This is a genomic window from Nitrospirota bacterium, from assembly GCA_035873375.1.
Taxonomy (GTDB): Bacteria; Nitrospirota; Thermodesulfovibrionia; order Thermodesulfovibrionales; family JdFR-85; genus BMS3Bbin07.
The window spans coordinates 1-16,410 of record JAYWMQ010000013.1 but is presented as its reverse complement, the minus strand read 5'-3'; the positions used below and the strand labels follow the sequence as shown (position 1 = coordinate 16,410).

The following is a 16,410-nucleotide window of genomic DNA, read 5'->3' as shown; positions in this document are numbered from 1 at the left end:
ACCTGTATATAAAAAAGGAGTGGATATTGTCGGAAAAGATTCCACCGGAGATCAGGCAGGAGATGGAGAGGCTTGTCAGGGAGCTCAACTACCACTGCTACCGGTATTATGTCCTTGATTCCCCTGTCATCTCTGATGAGGAGTATGACCGTCTCTTCCTTCGTCTGAAGGAGCTTGAAGAGAAATACGACTATATACTGCCCGACTCCCCCACCCAACGGGTTGGCGCCCCACCCCTTGACAAGTTTGAGAAGGTAAAGCATACCGAGCCCATGCTCTCTCTTGACAATGCTTTTTCACATGAGGAGGTAAGAGAGTTTGACGGCAGGGTCAAGAGGTTTCTCGGCACTGATGATGAAATTGAATACACGGTTGAACCGAAATATGACGGTCTTGCAATTGAGTTGACTTACAGGGACGGACTCCTGTTGAGGGCCTCCACAAGGGGTGACGGTTATGTAGGGGAGGATGTTACACAGAATATCCGCACCATAAAGTCCGTGCCCCTGAAGATAGAAGAGGTCAAGAATATTCCTCAGGAGATCGATATCCGCGGGGAGGTCTATATGGATATCGAGGAGTTTGAGGCACTGAACCGGGAGAGGGAAGAGAAGGGGGAATCCCCCTTTGCCAATCCCAGAAATGCAGCTGCTGGTTCGGTACGGCAGCTCGACCCGTCGATAACAGCCTCGCGAAGGCTCCACCTTGCGTGTTACGGAGCTGGAGCGGTAAAGGGGATGGAGTTCAGGAGTCAGTGGGAGTTTATCAAATGGCTTGAGAAGGCCCGGTTTCCGGTTCCTGTTATAGTAAGGCTTGCAAAAGGGGTTGATGAGGTTGTAGAGGTCATCAGGGAGATAGAAGAGGAGAGGAGAAGGTTTCCTTTTGAGACCGATGGTGCTGTTGTCAAGGTGAATGACTTTAAGCTGCAGCGTACTCTGGGTGTCAAGACCCGGGAGCCGCGCTGGGCCATTGCCTATAAATTTCCGGCCCATCAGGGGACAACCAGGATAAGGGATATAATCCCGAGTGTCGGCAGGACAGGGGTGATAACACCCGTTGCACTTCTTGAGCCCGTAAGGATCGGCGGTGTGACCGTCTCCCGTTCCACCCTGCATAACTGGGATGAGATTAAGAGAAAGGACATAAGGGTGGGGGATACCGTGGTGGTTGAACGGGCGGGGGATGTCATCCCCCATGTCGTGATGGTAATAAAGGAGAAGCGGACAGGAAAGGAAAGGCCTTTTGCCATTCCTGAAAAGTGCCCTGTGTGCGGCGCGAAAGTTGTGAGGGAAGAAGGTGAGGTTGCCTTCAGGTGTGTTGGTATCAACTGTCCTGCACAGGTTCAGGAGCGGATAAAACACTTTGCATCAAGGGCTGCCATGGATATTGAGGGTCTTGGTGAAAAGAATGTGGAACTTCTTTACTCAAGGGGACTCATCAGGCATTTCGTGGACATATACAGACTGAAAAAGGAGGACCTCCTTAAGCTGCCGAGGTTTGCCGAAAAATCAGCCCAAAACCTCATAGACGCGATTCAGCGGAGCAAAAAGACCACACTTGCCAGATTCCTCTATGCCCTCGGCATACTTCATGTTGGCGAATATGCAGCAAAGCTTCTTGCCAGACACTTTAAGAACCTTGAAGACCTGTACAATGTAAGCCCTGAGAGGATTGCCGGTATAAAGCAGTTGGGTGAGAAGATTGCACGCTCGGTCTCGGACTTCTTCAGCGACCCCGGGAACCTGCAGACGCTTGAAACCCTCAAATCCCTGGGTCTCGAGATAACAAACCCTGATTTTGAGGGCAAAAAGAAGAAAAAGCAGCCGCTTGAAGGCCTTGTTTTCGTGATTACCGGCACCCTGCCCAGGCCGAGAAAAGAAGTGGAGGACATGATTGAAGACCTTGGCGGTCATGTCTCCTCAGCAGTCTCAAAGAGCACCGATTACCTTGTTGTCGGGGAGTCCCCGGGTTCAAAACTCCAGAAGGCTCAGGACCTTGGAGTCAGGACTATAAGCTTTGATGAGCTGCTGGAAATGACGGAGAGCTGATATTTGCACGGATTTCTTCAAATGACGCTGATTATTCTGAGGTTAAAAGGGGGTGATAAGTGTGACAGTGTGAGCGGTGGACAGTCTTGTAAATGGGGTGTTTAGCATGCTTTTATTTTTAACCTTTAATCATTTGGGGAGGGGACATGAAGAGAGTAAAATTTTTTGCGTTTATATTTATACTGTCGGCTGCCTTGGTCGGGTGCGCACCTGATCTGGTGGTAAAAAATCTGGATGTAACCTGGAATGCAGTAGATAAAAAAGCAAGTGCGGAGATTGCCAATATCGGTAACAAGGACGCTGGAACCTTTATGGTCTATTTTAACGGTGATGAGGATCCTGTATCCCCAAACTATAGACCACAGGTAAGGTATAACATTCCAGGTCTTGCAAAAGGGGCTGCTATAACGCTGGATGCAGACTTCGCTCCACTTGCACATCCCGATAATGACTACCTGAGGAATGTTTACAAGATCACGGTACTGGTTGACCCAAAGGGGATGGTGAAGGAGTCAAATGAAAATAATAATGTCAAGGAAGTTCTGCTCCCCAGGATAGCGTGTATCAACTTCGGTCCACCGCCACCTGCCGGCACCCTATACGGCAGTCCGGCAGGCAATGTGCCGGGTGATGTTGTGATGGTGGCACCTAACGGTATAGAGATGTTTGTCTATGATTTCCGTTGGATGGGGGGAGGCGGTACATTCAATTTAGCACGCATCGAGATGCCTCCTGTACCCTTCGGCACAGGACAGACGATCAACACCAACAACATTAACCTTGAGTTTGATTTCAGCGGTGTAGGATTTCCTGTTTCAAGGGTAGAGCTTCAATACCTTGATCTGGGCGGCTTTGAGAATCTTGGAGTTAACGGGCAGCCCGTACCGATCTATGCCGGCGAGCTTTCAGCAGCACCATCGCCAATCGCCGGGGTCAACGTTTCTGTGACATCAACCCCTGTGCCTGGCGGGAAGACAGGAACCCTTGTTCTCACAGGCGCTGTCCAGAAACTCCGGATCGGCGGCCAGGAATTCTGGATCGATAATGTCTGCGCCAAAGAGTAGTTCCGAAGAGGCATCTGTTTAGATCAAGTAATTAAAAATATTGATCAGCAGCACCATGAAGTTGTACAGAATTCCCCTAAAACCCCTGTTACCAAAAGGGGGTTTTAGGGGAAACAAAAAGGTCGGGGAATAATAATACTGAACCATGAATACAATCTCACTTCAATCGGGCAGCAAGGGTAACTGTTTTTATGTTGAGACCTGCGGGATAAAGCTTCTTTTTGATGCAGGAATCAGCGGCATACAGGCAGAACAGAGACTCGCCGCACACGGACGCGATATCCGGCAGGTCGATGCCGTGATAATATCCCATGACCACAGTGATCATATCTGCCATGCCGGTGTGTACCAGCGGAAGTATGGTCTGCCCCTTTATGTCACGCCAAAGACCCTGAAAGCTGCAACTGAAAAGCGCGGGCTTGGCAGGCTAAAGGATATCCGTTACTTTCAGTCAGACGGGATGCTTCAGTTTGGAAACGTGTCTGTCCAGGCGATTCCTACGCCGCATGATGGTGTGGATGGTGCTGCATTTGTCGTCATCTCGAACAATAAGCGTCTCGGTATCCTTGCCGATCTCGGACACCTCTTTGAAGGGCTTGACCGTGTTGTTGCATCCCTTGATGCGGTCTTTATTGAAAGCAATTATGACCCTGCCATGCTTGCAAGCGGCCCCTATCCTGCATTCCTGAAGACGCGAATAAAGGGGCCGGGCGGCCACCTCTCAAATATTGAGGCCGCTGAACTGCTTTGTAACTCGTATACAGAGCGTCTGAAATGGGCCTGTCTGGTGCATCTTTCGGAGAATAACAATGTCCCTGACCTGGCACTTCAGACACACCGCAGGATTGTAGACCCGAACCTCACCCTCTATACTGCCAGTCGATACATGGCAACAGAGGTCTTGTCTGTCTGAAGTTCAAAACTCAAGATAGTAATGAAAATTGAGGAGTTATAAATCCTGCAATTTTATCAACATTATTTTTTTGCCCTTCAATAGTTATGCATAGTATGTCCCTCAGGTAGCTCTCCGTTATATTTTATTAGCAAAACATGAAACATCAAATTATGCAGTTAAGTATTAGTTATAAGAAATTATTATTTCGTACCAGTCTGGGCCCACTGAATTATTATCGTCGAACTCAATTGTGGCTGTGTAATCATTATTTTGATTAGGTTGCTCAACAATCGTAACTTCCCCCCTCCCTGCAATAACATTAAGAGATATCATCGTTGCATCAGCGCGCAATGGTGTTGCTAATGCGTCTATCTTGGATGAATCACAATCGCAATCAGTAAGAATTCCTTCAGGCCATACTGGATACCATTTTTCTTCGTTTAAAAAAGTTGGTTGCTCTTCTCCCCAAAGGCCAGGAGGTTCCCAGTCAATGTGGTGCCACCAAATCAAACTTCCACTTAACATAAGTTGGCTTCGACCATCAATTTGCGCTTTGACGGTGAGAGGGAAAGAGACTTTATTAAATGTTGTACCACCACCGCCACCGCCATCATCACCACCACCACAAGCGAAGATAAAAAAAGAAAAACCAATTACAACTAAGGCTTGTAGAAATTTAATCATGTTTCCTCCTTATTGATAAAGCATAACGTTGCAAATAACTGGTGGACGAAAGTGGCGGAATTTTTGCGTCTTTTTGCAAAAATTGCGACGCTTTTGTCCATCCATGTTGATTTGCTTTGTTAGAAGGCGTCGTTCGCAACTTTAAAAGTGGGTGACCGTTAATGTTCCTCAACTCGGAAATACTTAATTCGTTTTACCTCCAGACCAGAAGCACGAAATAACTTGACTAACTCACAGTAATTTGAAATTTCACCGATATGCTCTTGAGCTATCGATTTGAGCGCATTCATGCGTATGAATGCATGGCCTCCCCCTTGACCGTGTACAATCCCAACTTTCGAGTCTCTGAATTCACCCATAAGGTTAGGAATAAACATCTGTTGCTCTGGCCAAATATGATGAGTGGGTTCAAGAAAGTTAAGGACTTCAGTATCGACGGAATCTAAATTTGCTAATAAATACTTAACTCCCCTATCAGAAATCTGGCCTGCGAAATTTTCATCGCCAAATAAATTGCTGAGAAATCCCATATACACCTCCTTTTCTATTCTTGTTCAGCCTTCTAACGCCGCTGATGAGGAGTGCCCAAAGGGCATCTGTTCCATCCGCTGGTTGTAAGGCGCGGAGCGCAGAGCAAACAGTGGATACTCCGAGTGTAGCACCTTGTTATATTGCGTTTTCAACTGCTATAGTTCAATATTAACGGGGTCTGCGTATAATTTCCCAGCATTCCAAAGTTCAACAGGGTTTATTATTTCTCTGATTTTTGGTTCTTTTTTTCCTGCATTGGAAATTAACAAAATTTTATACATGCCTCCCTTATTTGCGTTATGTAAGTTTTTCGCCCAACCCCACTGTGTACCAGATATTAGAAATAGTTGTGGTGCCTTGTCAGTTTTGCTTTTGACTTCATAGTAGGCAATATCTTCACCATTCTCTCTTATTACAAAATCGTAGCCCTTTCCGACATTCCCGCTTTCATTTAGCCAAACCACTTCGTTCTTTGAATACTTTTTTACTAAGTATCTATTGGCGATAGATTCTCCCCAAGCACCTATTGCTTTACTATCTTTTGGTTTGTCAGAATTGCTACCATTTGCCCTTTCTTTCTCACCATTATCATTATCTGTATCATCAATACCAGCATTTACTTTTGCATCTTGGCCAGATAAATCTTCTTGTATGTGCCTTTTAAAATCGGATTCGTCTTCAATGATGTTTGCATCATCAGGATCTGTTTCTGGTATCCAGTTATCGTCCTCATCCTTCTCTTCTTCAGCATCATTAGGATCTTTCTTGATTTTTCGAAGAAGTTCAAAATCTTCTATGGATACAACTTTTTTACCAGTTTTTTCTTCGAATTCTACAATTTCATCCAGCTTAAATCCGAGTGCTTTAACGAGCCTTTCGATATTATTATCTTCTTTTTGATAATCATCGCTCAGATCATCAAACGCTACTTGATCAATAGGTAAAAATATTAATTTGCCTTCCTTGTCATATAGCCACGGACTTTTAATTAACGCATCCATAGCCTTTGATGTCTTCTCTTCACCCTTATTATATGGGTGATTTTGGTTGGATGTTGTTTCTATATAACCCTTCAGCTTATTGGTATTTTTAAGCAATACCGACCACAAGAATAGAGACTTTTCAGCAGTTATGCTTTTCAGGGTAAATTCTAACCCATGTATACCAAAGCCTGGATTAAACCCATTAACACTTCTTTCGTACCAACCATAATTACTAACCCTAATGTCGTTGATACCAGACATTTTTATATCATATCGAACACCTAGGCTTTCTATAAACTTCCTGCTATTTTCTGTTAACTGAATCCCCACCTCGAGGAAATAAATATTGTCATCTAGATTACCCTCATACCAAGCTAATAACTTATCCGTGCAAAAATACACATCATCGGCTTTTTGATAAAAGATTGACTTGCTTTGATTTATGCACCGTACAAATTGCGATTGCTTTAGTAAATCCGCAACCTCTTTTTTTCGGTACTCATCAGACTGCATCCAAATTGTTAGTACTCGCTCGAAGTCATCTATATATTCATCCTTTCCAATATAGCTACTTTGGTATTTCGGGATAATGAACTCTTTAATCTCAGCTATATTATTTGGCTCTTTGAGTCCAAGACTTTTCAAGAACTCAATGGATTCTTCACTCTCTACAATAGCTCTCTTAACAGTTTTGAACTTTGACGTTCCCTTGGACGGTAGATATACTTGCAAATCACCAAAATCATCTTCTGGACAGATATGAGAATCATCTTCCAAGCGAATAATTGGGCGTTTTCGTAGAACCCCCTTTTTCTGATAGCTGCCTCCGACTCTATATAAGGCTTTGTTTTTTGTTATATTTGAATAGAAGTTTATAACCCATTCGTCCCGCTTTGTTTTTATAAACTCCTCAGTTATTTCTGTACAGAATTTTTGCATAGTAATTTCAGGAATATTCAATATCCCCGTCAAATAATCCCTTAATTCTCTTGTTTTGTCATACGTGATAGCCGTACTAAGCCAGGTTTTTCTTTCAAATAATTCAGAACAATCCGAACTACCCAATAGGGTCGTTAGTTCTTTTTCTCTTGCTAATAAAGTGTTTCCTGCATTTGCATACCCATTATCCGAAGTTGGTAATAGTAGATTGGTTGTTAATGCGTCTTTAACTTTCTGGAATGCTGAACTATACAATGAATGTTCATTTTCTGAATCGATAGGTAGCAAAGTCAAGAAACCAACATCCAATAATCCGTTATTTTTAATTGATTGTATGCTCTCAGCTATCAGCATTGATAATTCATTTGTAATAATCTGATTTTGACTGTCATCGAAAGGAATTGACTCTCTGCTAGGAGTGGTTTTATAAGGCGCGTGAACTAAGAACTTTAACCCTGTTCTTTCATTTGTAGGAAAAAACACAAATAATTTGGAATTATGTACTGGAACGACGGTGTCACCATCATCAATATTTAACGGATAAGCAACTACTATATTTAGTTTGGCACCGTCTATTTCTATGATTTTTTTAAATATCAGATAATCTCTCAGGCTGTCTTGTTCATTAACCTGAGAGATCAGGCTATCCTTATCTTCCTTGATTTCAGCCAAATAATGGCCCTTATCTGATTCCGTACTCCACTGAACCTCTTGAATGTTCCTCAAAAACAATAATGATTCAGACTCTAACGCTTGTAATCGTTTGGATATTTGTTTGTAAGCATCTTCGGGTGATGTAATAAGATGGTCAAATGGGAGGTATATGACTGTATATTGTTCTTTAATGTCTAAAGATTTTATTGTTTCTGGAACGATAAAATCTACAATTCTAAAATGATAATTTCCAGAATGAATACTTGGCGTTTTAGTTATTGCAAAAACAGATTTAAATCCAACTCCGAAAGTACCAATTGAATTAACATCGTCTTTTTTCGGTGATGATCCTACGGTTGTTATCGAATCAACATCTTTAGAATCGAATAATTTAGTACCATTGTGAGTTACTTCAAGGGACTCAGAAGTTAAGTTAAAGATGACTTCTGATGCCCCTGCATCATCCGCATTTTGTAAAAGCTCATAGATAAAATGGGATTGGTCTGAATATAGGCCAGCAATTATTTCATGGGAATTATCGTTATTATCACGACACGAACGAATATGCTCGCGTCTTTTTTTTGTTAAGTTTGATAATTCCATATTGGTTTAAACCATTTGATGATAAGTTGTACTATTTTGAGCAATATAACGCCTACATCACCTATGCAGACCATGAAGAATATGAACAAGGTGAAAGACAATTTGAAAAACATAAACTATTGCAACAAAAAAAGTAACGCTGGTCTGCATTAGGTGCATGTCGTTGTTATGTGTTTTTGTCGATTTCCTTTTCCTTCTTCATCAGTATTCTGCCACCTTTTTCATTATAATCACTCGCATATAATTCTTTTAGTGTTTTCTCTGGAAAGAACGATAGTAACGTATTTGCAGCATTTTCAATTAACTGCCAATCCTCATCACCTATTTCAACAGGCCTCAGGGGATTTGCATAACGCAGATAATAAAACTGATTAATTTTCTTTAATATATCTTCTTCATCCTTTTCTAACTTATATCCTGATTTTTTTGCTATTTTGTATAACCTTTTTAAATCATGTATTGCCGGGAACTCACCTGTTTTGCTGAGAAGAATCGATTTCAAAATCAACTCCAGTCCCAAGTGTGATAAATATCCTCCTGAATCAAAACATATAGGACTCCGGTTAAACAACAAATTTGCTGACCTCAGGTGATCTATTGCAAACTTTAATAAATCATCTGGCTTAAATCCGTCACTCGTTTTAAAGACTCTCATCTTTTTAAATAATCTACACATAACAAATGATTGTGCAATTTCTGTATACCACCTGAGTTTACCCGATTAAAATGATATTTGACAAGTTTTTTACTGGTTATTTATAATGAACTAACTGTATAGCATGATATTTGTAATGATATACTGAAACAGACCAATTGTTCAATGATAATTATACATCCAGGATTACTGCTACCTTTTTTCATCCTTTATTTTTAATCCTCAAAGTCCCCTCACAACAACGCCTTCCTCAACGATTCCCACAAGGGAAAAGCAGTAAGTCAACGTAGTCAATAACGTTACCTACCTGACCGATGGGCATCTTGCACCCGTCTACCGCAAACATCTTCCCCCCTATCAACTCCATCTCATCGCAGACCATTAACACTTCCAGAAAAAGACGGATGATCTCCTCATCCAGTGTCGAGATAAAGTCCGCTATTGTCGTAAAATGTGGCTGTGTATCCGCTGACAATGCCATGAATATGACGTTCTCCCGGCAGCACTGCGCTATCTTCCTGCTTGACGTTATCCCGCGTGAATATGCATACAGTATTATCTTCAACAGTATTGCAGGATCGTATGCTGGTGCTCCGGGTTCATCGTTCCGATAGCGCAGGTCAAAAACTGAAAGGTCTATTTCGTTGTCGATTAAATAATGAAGGGTATACTCAAATGTCCCAGGCATGATCTGCTTGTCAAAATATATCGGTATGAATTTCCCCTGCGAATAGTCATACTCTTTGTATCTCGCCATCCCTTCCTCCTAAGCGGTGTCTTTGTTTCTATTGCTATGAATATGGCGATATTATAGCCCTTTTAAGACTTTTTCTACAGCCTCAACGTGGTGATAAGCTGGCCCGGGCACAGATTATAATAAACCACAAGTTCAGGAAAAACCGCCGGGGGTTACCGGGTCGGCTTTAGCACTTTGTTAAGTTGTTTATTCGTCGAACCATTTTTCTAAAACATTACTACCATGTGGAGTGATAGAAAATCTTGCTGTTGCATCTTCAATTTTGCCGTACCCCATTTGTGCTTCTTCCTTTTTCATGTAATCGAGTTCACAAAGATGGTAGAGCATATAGGGAAATGCGACAACACCAAAATTGTTACGATGCGCAATTTTCATTGCGTTTAAGCCAAAAGTTGTAATGGTTTTATGGATTAAGTTTCTCTTTCTATTCTCTATTTCTTCTTTTGTTGGTTCTGAGTGATTTGGATCATGATAAGGCGAGTGGCAATTATGACAAAGAACGATCAGATTGTCGTATGTGTTGTTAACTCTATTTTCATCAATATGGTGAACAGTTAACAAATTAGTGCCTTTAGTGCTACATAATGCACATGAGTTGTCCGTTTCGTAATATAGTATTTCTGGTGTTTTAAAGTTTTTCATAAACTTAACATGAATATCTCTGATGCTCAATCTTTATAGCGTTGCAAGCAATCAATATGATTTGCATTTCTCAAACTAAACAAAATCAAAAAGGGTCCTGCGGTTGAGCATTCAAGAGCATGTTTTTTGTTAAAGAAGATCTATCATATTCAATTTATAATCCATATATTTTTTATGGGGTTTCAATCCAATATATTCATTGTATGACTTAAAATTCCATTTCTCATTATGTTCGTAAACATCATAAATAAGTTCATATCGGAAATCACAAGGGTTTGCTATCCAGATAGCAATATTGCATAGATTGATAAATTCAAATGCCCGCTCCTGCAGTGACCTTGGGTATTTCCCTTTCCAATCAGGATCAGGTGTCCCATAGGAATCAGCATCATATGTTACTTCTATAGCGTAGTTGGCATAATTAATTAATCGATCCCGTTTGCTATAATCAAGATACTTAGTCATTGTATCTTCTTTGAGCCATTCTGGTAATGATATTAAACGTACACCATTTCCAAGTTCAAAAGGGATGTCTATTTTTTTCTCTATATCTGAATAAAGAATTGGAGCTATTGTGCACCATTTAGCCATTTATCCATCCTTAGATTTATAACCAGTTAGTATAGAATTTCTGTATATCTTCAAAGTTTACCCGATTAAAATGATATTTGACAAGTTTTTTGCTGGTTATTTATAAATAACTAACTGTATATCATGATATTTGTAATGATATACAGAAATAGACCAATTATTCAATGATAGTTATACTATGCTTACTTATATTTGAGTAGTTTGAGAGTGCTCACCCCTCAAAGAAAAATTGACAGCACAACCAATAATAAAGCAATACTGCAGGGACTTGGTATTCTTTGGTAAGATATGGAAGAAGACATTTTTGTCATTTTGTATTGAGCCCCTTGACTGCAAACAACCAGGCAGGGCTTTGCTTGTAATATGTACCTACCAGACCCTTCCTCCAATGGCAACCCCGGTTAAACCACTTGGAGAGACTTCGGTGTTTTTTGAAAAACACCCCTTGTTTTCGTCTGACTACATTGTTACATTATCCGGAAGGGAAGTAAAGGTAAAATTCACATCATGGTGGTTTTTGATTAATTACCTCTGAAATCAGTCTGTTAAGGCTGGCTCCCCCGGGTTTATTTTAGGGGGTGACATATTGAGGAGTTTTTCAGCAACATGACAGAAGAAAACAGCTTCAACCGCTTGTAGCAAGCCCCCGTTTACTACAAACAACCAGTCATAGCATTGATATTGTGCTACCTAACCAGACCCCTCCCCAAATGGCACCCCCGGTTAAACCAATGTGTATAGACTTCGGTACCTTCCTAAAATATCAGATACTTTGGTCTAACTACATTGTTACATACTCTGAAAGGGAAGTAAAGGTAAAATTCACATCCCCTGCTGACTGTCTGATCTCTGCTCAGGGGATAACCTTGTTTAATTGATATTCCACAATTCCTGTGGCCCCCTCACTTTTGAGTTTGGGGATAAGGTCCCTTAAAAGCCTTTCCTCTATCACCACGTCAATATCATACCAGTCTTTGGCAGTAAGTACCGAGATAGTGGGAGAGTGCATGGCCGGCAGGAGAGAGAGTATCTTTTTGAGGGACTTTTCAGGGAGATTCATCTTCAGCCCTACCCGCTCTGCGGCCTCGAGGGCCCCTCTAAGGAGCATAATCAGGTTCTCCATCTTCTGCTTCTTCCAGGGCTCTTTCCATGCCTTTTTGTTGGAGATAAAACGCGTGCTTGATACCAGAATGGTCTCTATCACCCTGAGATTATTGGCCCTGAGGGAGGTTCCTGTTTCTGTTAGCTCGACTATGGCGTCTGCAAGATGCGGGGGTTTGACCTCTGTTGCGCCCCAGGAGAAATCCACGGTTGCCTTTATATTCCTGGATTTGAGGTAGCGCTTGGTGAAGGCAACCAGTTCAGTGGCTATCCTCTTGCCGTTAAGGTCTTCGACTGTCTTTATCTTTGAATCCGCAGGCACGGCGATAACCCATTTTACGGGTCTCAGGCCCTCCTTGGCATATTTAAGCTCGGCTATCTCTTTCACATCAGCGTTCTGTTCAAGTATCCAGTCATATCCTGTGAGGCCGCAATCGAGGATTCCGTAGTCCACATACCTTGCCATCTCCTGAGCCCTTATAAGCATTGGCTGTATCTTCGGGTCATCGATTGCAGGATAGTAGGAGCGATGTGAGACGGTGATATGATAGCCTGCCTTTCTGAAAAGTTTCAGTGTTGCCTCCTGAAGGCTTCCCTTGGGAAGTCCGAGTTTCAGTATATTCTTTGCCGGCATCTGAGTCTCCTTCCTGAGTTTTTAATACAGATTATGTATTTGCCACGAAGGCTTTGTTTAGTAGCTGACGCGGGAATCTATTATATCAAAATACCCGCATCATCTACAAAAAGTTGTAACCATGGAACCGGATATCCTGATCGAAATCAAAAATGGAGCGGAGTGATTTGAATTATTAGCGGATATGTACAGAGGTTATGCGTCTATCAAAATAACGTCTTGCAAGCCTTTTAATTACATTCCTTGAGCCCGGAAAGACCATAAGGAACCCGATTATATCAGTAATGAATCCAGGGGTAAGGAGGAGTACGCCTGCTATCAGGATCATCACGCCGTCTATCAACTCTTCAGCAGGGAAGATGCCTTCCATCAGGTTTTTCTGTATGCGGTACATAACGCCCAGCCCCTCCAGTTTGACCATGTAGGCGCCTATGGCGGCAGTCAGCAATACTATGATTATTGTGTTTAAGGTGCCGATAATAGAACCAACCTTTATTAAAAGGGAAAGCTCAACAACAGGGACAACAATAAATATCACCAATAATTTAAAGAACATTATTTAATTATACACGATTTGAGATAAAGTCTCTATCTTGTATCCCTCCTCCTTGAGGTATCTCCCTGTATGGGAGTCGCTGCAGAATATGAGTTTTTCCGGGGGGCCTTCAAACACGATGTTGCCACCCTCCGGTCCCCCCTCAGGGCCAAGGTCTATCACCCAGTCCGCCACACTGACTACATCCAGGTTGTGCTCAATTACAACCACGGTATTGCCCTCATCAACAAGACGCCTCAGTACCTTTAAGAGTGCAAGGACGTCCCTGTAGTGCAGCCCTACAGTTGGCTCATCGAGTATGTACAGGAGACCTGTTTTCTTTTTTGTACTGCCAAGTTCAGCGCATATCTTGAGCCGCTGGGCTTCACCGCCCGACAGGGTTGTGGCTGACTGTCCAAGTCTGAGATAGCCAAGGGCAATCTCCTGCATGATTGCAAGTTTTGAGCGTATAAACTCCTCTGTGAAGAAAAACTGCACTGCCTCATCTACCGTCATCTCAAGGACATCATGGATGTTTTTCCCCCGGTAGGTTATCTTTAATGCCTCAGGCCCGTAACGTCTGCCGTCGCACTCTTCACACTTGACAAACAGGTCTTCAAAAAAATACATCTCAAGCCTTTCAAACCCCTCCCCCTTACACCTTTCGCATCTACCACCGGAGACATTGAAGGAGAAAAATCCCGGCGTATATCCATGGGCCCTTGAGTATGGTTGTGCTGCAAACAGTTTTCTTATATAGTCAAAAACCTTGAGGTAGGTTGCAGGGTTTGAGCGCGGGGTCTTTCCGATAGGCGCCTGGTCAATAAGGCGCACCCCCTTCAGGTGTTCAGCTCCCTTGATGGAATCAAGGGGGAGGGGATGCTCGCGGGAGTGTCTGAAATGGCGTGCCAGTGCCCGGTAAAGGGTCTCCACAATGAGTGAGCTCTTTCCTGAACCGGAAACCCCGGTTACTACGGTGAAACTGTCCAGAGGAATTTTAAGGTCTATGCCCTTGAGATTATTTCCCCGGGCCCCTTTCAGGGTAAAGCGTTTTTTGACCCTGAGTGATTTAATCCCCCTCTTCCAGAGGGTCTGGAGTCTCTCCCTGTCAAGCCCTTTCAGGTATCGTGCAGTTACGGTATCGGTATTTAAAAAAGCATCCCTTGGCCCTGAATAGACGATCTCTCCACCCTTCCGTCCTCCACCGGGACCAAGTTCAACCACCCAGTCTGAAGAGTTGATGACCTTTCTGTCATGCTCCACTACTATTACCGTGTTGCCCAGAGAGGTTATCTCCCTGATAATGGTTATAATCCTGTCCGTGTCCCTTGCATGGAGTCCGACTGTGGGTTCATCAAGGACGTAGAGGGTGCCTGTAAGGTATGAGGCTATCTGGTTTGCAAGGTTTACCCGCTGGTATTCTCCTCCGGAGAGTGTTTTGCCAAGCCTGTTCAGGGTAAGATAATAGAGCCCCACTCTCTTCAGGAACTCAAGCTTCATCCGCACCTGTCTCAGAACCTCTCTGGAGATGTCCAGTTCATGTGAGGTGAGCCCGATGCTGCTGAAAAAAGACAGGAGATTCCCGATCGGCATCTCACCAAGCCCGGCAATATCCTGTCCTGCAATCCTGTAGACGAGTGATTCCTTTCTGAGTCGTTTGCCCTTGCAGGAAGGACAGGTCTCCGGAGAGCGGTAACGGCTTAGAAAAACCCTGACGTGTAGTTTATAGCGTTTGGTTTCAAGGTCCTCAAAAAAATCGTCTATCCCGTAAAAATGTCTGCTGCCCCTGAATATTTTTTCCTTTTCTTCATCTGTAAGGTCTGAAAATGGTTTGTGGAGGTCAATGCCTTCCTTTTTTGCCCCACTGAGTATCTGCTCCTTCCACCACCTGGCAGCAGGCTTCTCCCATGGCTCTATTGCCCCCTCTGTAATTGAAAGTGATGGGTCAGGAACTATAAGGGTCTCATCATATTTCAGAATATTGCCGAATCCCTTGCATTCCGGGCAGGCACCAACCGGGTGGTTGAATGAGAATAACAGCGGCGTTGGCTCCGGCACCTCTGTACCACAGGAGTCGCAGACGGTTTCTGCAGAAAACCTCAGGGGCATGATGTTAAGGGCGCCATTGCCCTGCCTGAAGAGGTAGAGTGTAACCCTGCCGCAACCTTCCCTGTAAGCAAGCTCAAGAGAGTCTGTTAATCTCGGGCTGTTCTTGATTACTACCCTGTCAACAACCACTGCCGGTTTGTCGATTAGCGTTTGCGAGTCACGGATTGCGGGTTTTTGAACATCGGAATCAGACTTTTTTACTCCCAACTCTACTATCTCATGGCCGTTCCATATGCGTGAAAAACCTTTTTTCAATAGTTCTTCCGGGGGGGCGGATGTCTCAAAGGTTATCATTACCCTTTCATTGTTGTAATGTCCCAGGAGTTCCGTGATGATCTCATCAACGCTCCACCGCCTTATTTCTTTAGTGCACTCTGGACAATAGGGTCTTGCAATCCTTGCATAGAGAATACGGAAGAGGTCGTAAATCTCGGTAAGGGTTCCCACTGTTGAACGGGCCCCCTTGACAGGGTTTTTCTGCTCAAGGGCGATTGCAGGCCTTATGTTCCGGATGGAATCAACGTCCGGGCGGTCGAGCTTTTCAAGGAAAAGCCTTGCATAGGTGGAGAGTGATTCAATAAACCTCCACTGACCCTCGGCAAATATGGTATCAAATGCAAGCGAGGACTTTCCCGAACCTGAAAGGCCTGTTACTGCTATTATGCTGTTATGAGGGAGACGGAGGGAAATATTCCTGAGATTATTCTGCCGGGCCCCTTCTATTATCAGGTAACGCATGTATTTATTGTCTGTTGTTTTCTTGCTCTGCAGTTCTGGTACTCTGTTCTGTTTTGTTATAAAAGCCCATCAATTTTTTTTCTGATCTCAGGGGATGTCCAGTCATGTCCGCCAAGGAATTTCTCGACTATCTTGCCCTTTTTGTCAATCAGAAATGTTGTGGGAATTGAAAAGACATTGTATTTACGCGATACCTTTATGTCTGAGTCGTGAAGTACAACAAACGAGACAGGATGCTTCCTGATAA

Annotated in this window: 14 protein-coding genes; 3 read left to right on the top strand and 11 right to left on the bottom strand. The window is 43.1% G+C overall.

Going from position 1 to position 16,410, the window contains the following annotated elements; all coding sequences use genetic code 11:
* The first annotated feature begins 38 nt into the window (after positions 1-38).
* The 3 genes from ligA (at position 39) to VST71_03500 (ending at position 4,025) form a co-directional block, all read left to right on the top strand.
* Positions 39-2,048 (top strand): NAD-dependent DNA ligase LigA, encoded by a 2,010-nt coding sequence (ligA, locus tag VST71_03510; protein MEC4684785.1) that lies wholly within the window; start codon positions 39-41, stop codon positions 2,046-2,048.
* 146 nt (positions 2,049-2,194) lie between these two features.
* A complete protein-coding gene (locus tag VST71_03505) occupies positions 2,195-3,112 on the top strand; it encodes a CARDB domain-containing protein (protein MEC4684784.1) in 918 nt (305 codons plus the stop codon).
* 145 nt (positions 3,113-3,257) lie between these two features.
* Positions 3,258-4,025, top strand: a complete 768-nt coding sequence (locus tag VST71_03500; GenBank protein MEC4684783.1) for an MBL fold metallo-hydrolase — start codon at positions 3,258-3,260, stop codon at positions 4,023-4,025.
* A gap of 165 nt (positions 4,026-4,190) precedes the next feature.
* Here VST71_03500 and VST71_03495 read toward each other — a convergent pair whose 3' ends face one another.
* From VST71_03495 to VST71_03445, 11 genes are all read right to left on the bottom strand, one after another.
* A complete protein-coding gene (locus VST71_03495; protein ID MEC4684782.1) occupies positions 4,191-4,691 on the bottom strand; it encodes a hypothetical protein in 501 nt (166 codons plus the stop codon).
* A 158-nt stretch (positions 4,692-4,849) separates the two neighbouring features.
* A complete protein-coding gene (locus VST71_03490) occupies positions 4,850-5,221 on the bottom strand; it encodes a hypothetical protein (protein ID MEC4684781.1) in 372 nt (123 codons plus the stop codon).
* 156 nt (positions 5,222-5,377) lie between these two features.
* On the bottom strand, positions 5,378-8,401 hold the full coding sequence (locus VST71_03485; GenBank protein ID MEC4684780.1) for a DUF3883 domain-containing protein: 3,024 nt from the start codon (positions 8,399-8,401) through the stop codon (positions 5,378-5,380).
* Between the two features lie 166 nt (positions 8,402-8,567).
* Complete coding sequence (locus VST71_03480; GenBank protein MEC4684779.1) at positions 8,568-9,056, bottom strand: HEPN domain-containing protein; 489 nt, start codon at positions 9,054-9,056, stop codon at positions 8,568-8,570.
* A 250-nt stretch (positions 9,057-9,306) separates the two neighbouring features.
* Positions 9,307-9,813, bottom strand: coding sequence for a transposase (locus VST71_03475; GenBank protein MEC4684778.1), 507 nt, complete (start codon positions 9,811-9,813; stop codon positions 9,307-9,309).
* Between the two features lie 186 nt (positions 9,814-9,999).
* Positions 10,000-10,455, bottom strand: coding sequence for an HNH endonuclease (locus VST71_03470; GenBank protein MEC4684777.1), 456 nt, complete (start codon positions 10,453-10,455; stop codon positions 10,000-10,002).
* 129 nt (positions 10,456-10,584) lie between these two features.
* The gene (locus VST71_03465; GenBank protein MEC4684776.1) at positions 10,585-11,046 is read right to left on the bottom strand and encodes a hypothetical protein; all 462 of its coding nucleotides are present in this window, start codon (positions 11,044-11,046) and stop codon (positions 10,585-10,587) included.
* Between the two features lie 853 nt (positions 11,047-11,899).
* Positions 11,900-12,781, bottom strand: coding sequence for an ATP phosphoribosyltransferase (gene hisG / locus VST71_03460; GenBank protein ID MEC4684775.1), 882 nt, complete (start codon positions 12,779-12,781; stop codon positions 11,900-11,902).
* A 175-nt stretch (positions 12,782-12,956) separates the two neighbouring features.
* Positions 12,957-13,337: an FxsA family protein gene (locus tag VST71_03455; protein ID MEC4684774.1), complete on the bottom strand. Its 381-nt coding sequence runs from the start codon at positions 13,335-13,337 to the stop codon at positions 12,957-12,959.
* Between the two features lie 3 nt (positions 13,338-13,340).
* Entirely contained in the window at positions 13,341-16,163 is a 2,823-nt protein-coding gene (uvrA, locus tag VST71_03450) for an excinuclease ABC subunit UvrA (GenBank protein ID MEC4684773.1), read from the bottom strand.
* Between the two features lie 56 nt (positions 16,164-16,219).
* A partial coding sequence (locus VST71_03445; protein ID MEC4684772.1) for a TlpA disulfide reductase family protein occupies positions 16,220-16,410 on the bottom strand: 191 nt, incomplete at its 5' end.

What these genes read in the sequence shown, in the direction of transcription:
- VST71_03505 (MEC4684784.1), top strand. Translation starts at nt 2,195, where the DNA reads ATGAAGAGAGTAAAATTTTTTGCGTTTATATTTATACTGTCGGCTGCC.
- VST71_03500 (MEC4684783.1), top strand. Translation starts at nt 3,258, where the DNA reads ATGAATACAATCTCACTTCAATCGGGCAGCAAGGGTAACTGTTTTTAT.
- VST71_03495 (MEC4684782.1), bottom strand. Translation starts at nt 4,691, where the DNA reads ATGATTAAATTTCTACAAGCCTTAGTTGTAATTGGTTTTTCTTTTTTT.
- VST71_03490 (MEC4684781.1), bottom strand. Translation starts at nt 5,221, where the DNA reads ATGGGATTTCTCAGCAATTTATTTGGCGATGAAAATTTCGCAGGCCAG.
- VST71_03485 (MEC4684780.1), bottom strand. Translation starts at nt 8,401, where the DNA reads ATGGAATTATCAAACTTAACAAAAAAAAGACGCGAGCATATTCGTTCG.
- VST71_03480 (MEC4684779.1), bottom strand. Translation starts at nt 9,056, where the DNA reads ATGAGAGTCTTTAAAACGAGTGACGGATTTAAGCCAGATGATTTATTA.
- VST71_03475 (MEC4684778.1), bottom strand. Translation starts at nt 9,813, where the DNA reads ATGGCGAGATACAAAGAGTATGACTATTCGCAGGGGAAATTCATACCG.
- VST71_03470 (MEC4684777.1), bottom strand. Translation starts at nt 10,455, where the DNA reads ATGAAAAACTTTAAAACACCAGAAATACTATATTACGAAACGGACAAC.
- VST71_03465 (MEC4684776.1), bottom strand. Translation starts at nt 11,046, where the DNA reads ATGGCTAAATGGTGCACAATAGCTCCAATTCTTTATTCAGATATAGAG.
- hisG (MEC4684775.1), bottom strand. Translation starts at nt 12,781, where the DNA reads ATGCCGGCAAAGAATATACTGAAACTCGGACTTCCCAAGGGAAGCCTT.
- VST71_03455 (MEC4684774.1), bottom strand. Translation starts at nt 13,337, where the DNA reads ATGTTCTTTAAATTATTGGTGATATTTATTGTTGTCCCTGTTGTTGAG.
- uvrA (MEC4684773.1), bottom strand. Translation starts at nt 16,163, where the DNA reads ATGCGTTACCTGATAATAGAAGGGGCCCGGCAGAATAATCTCAGGAAT.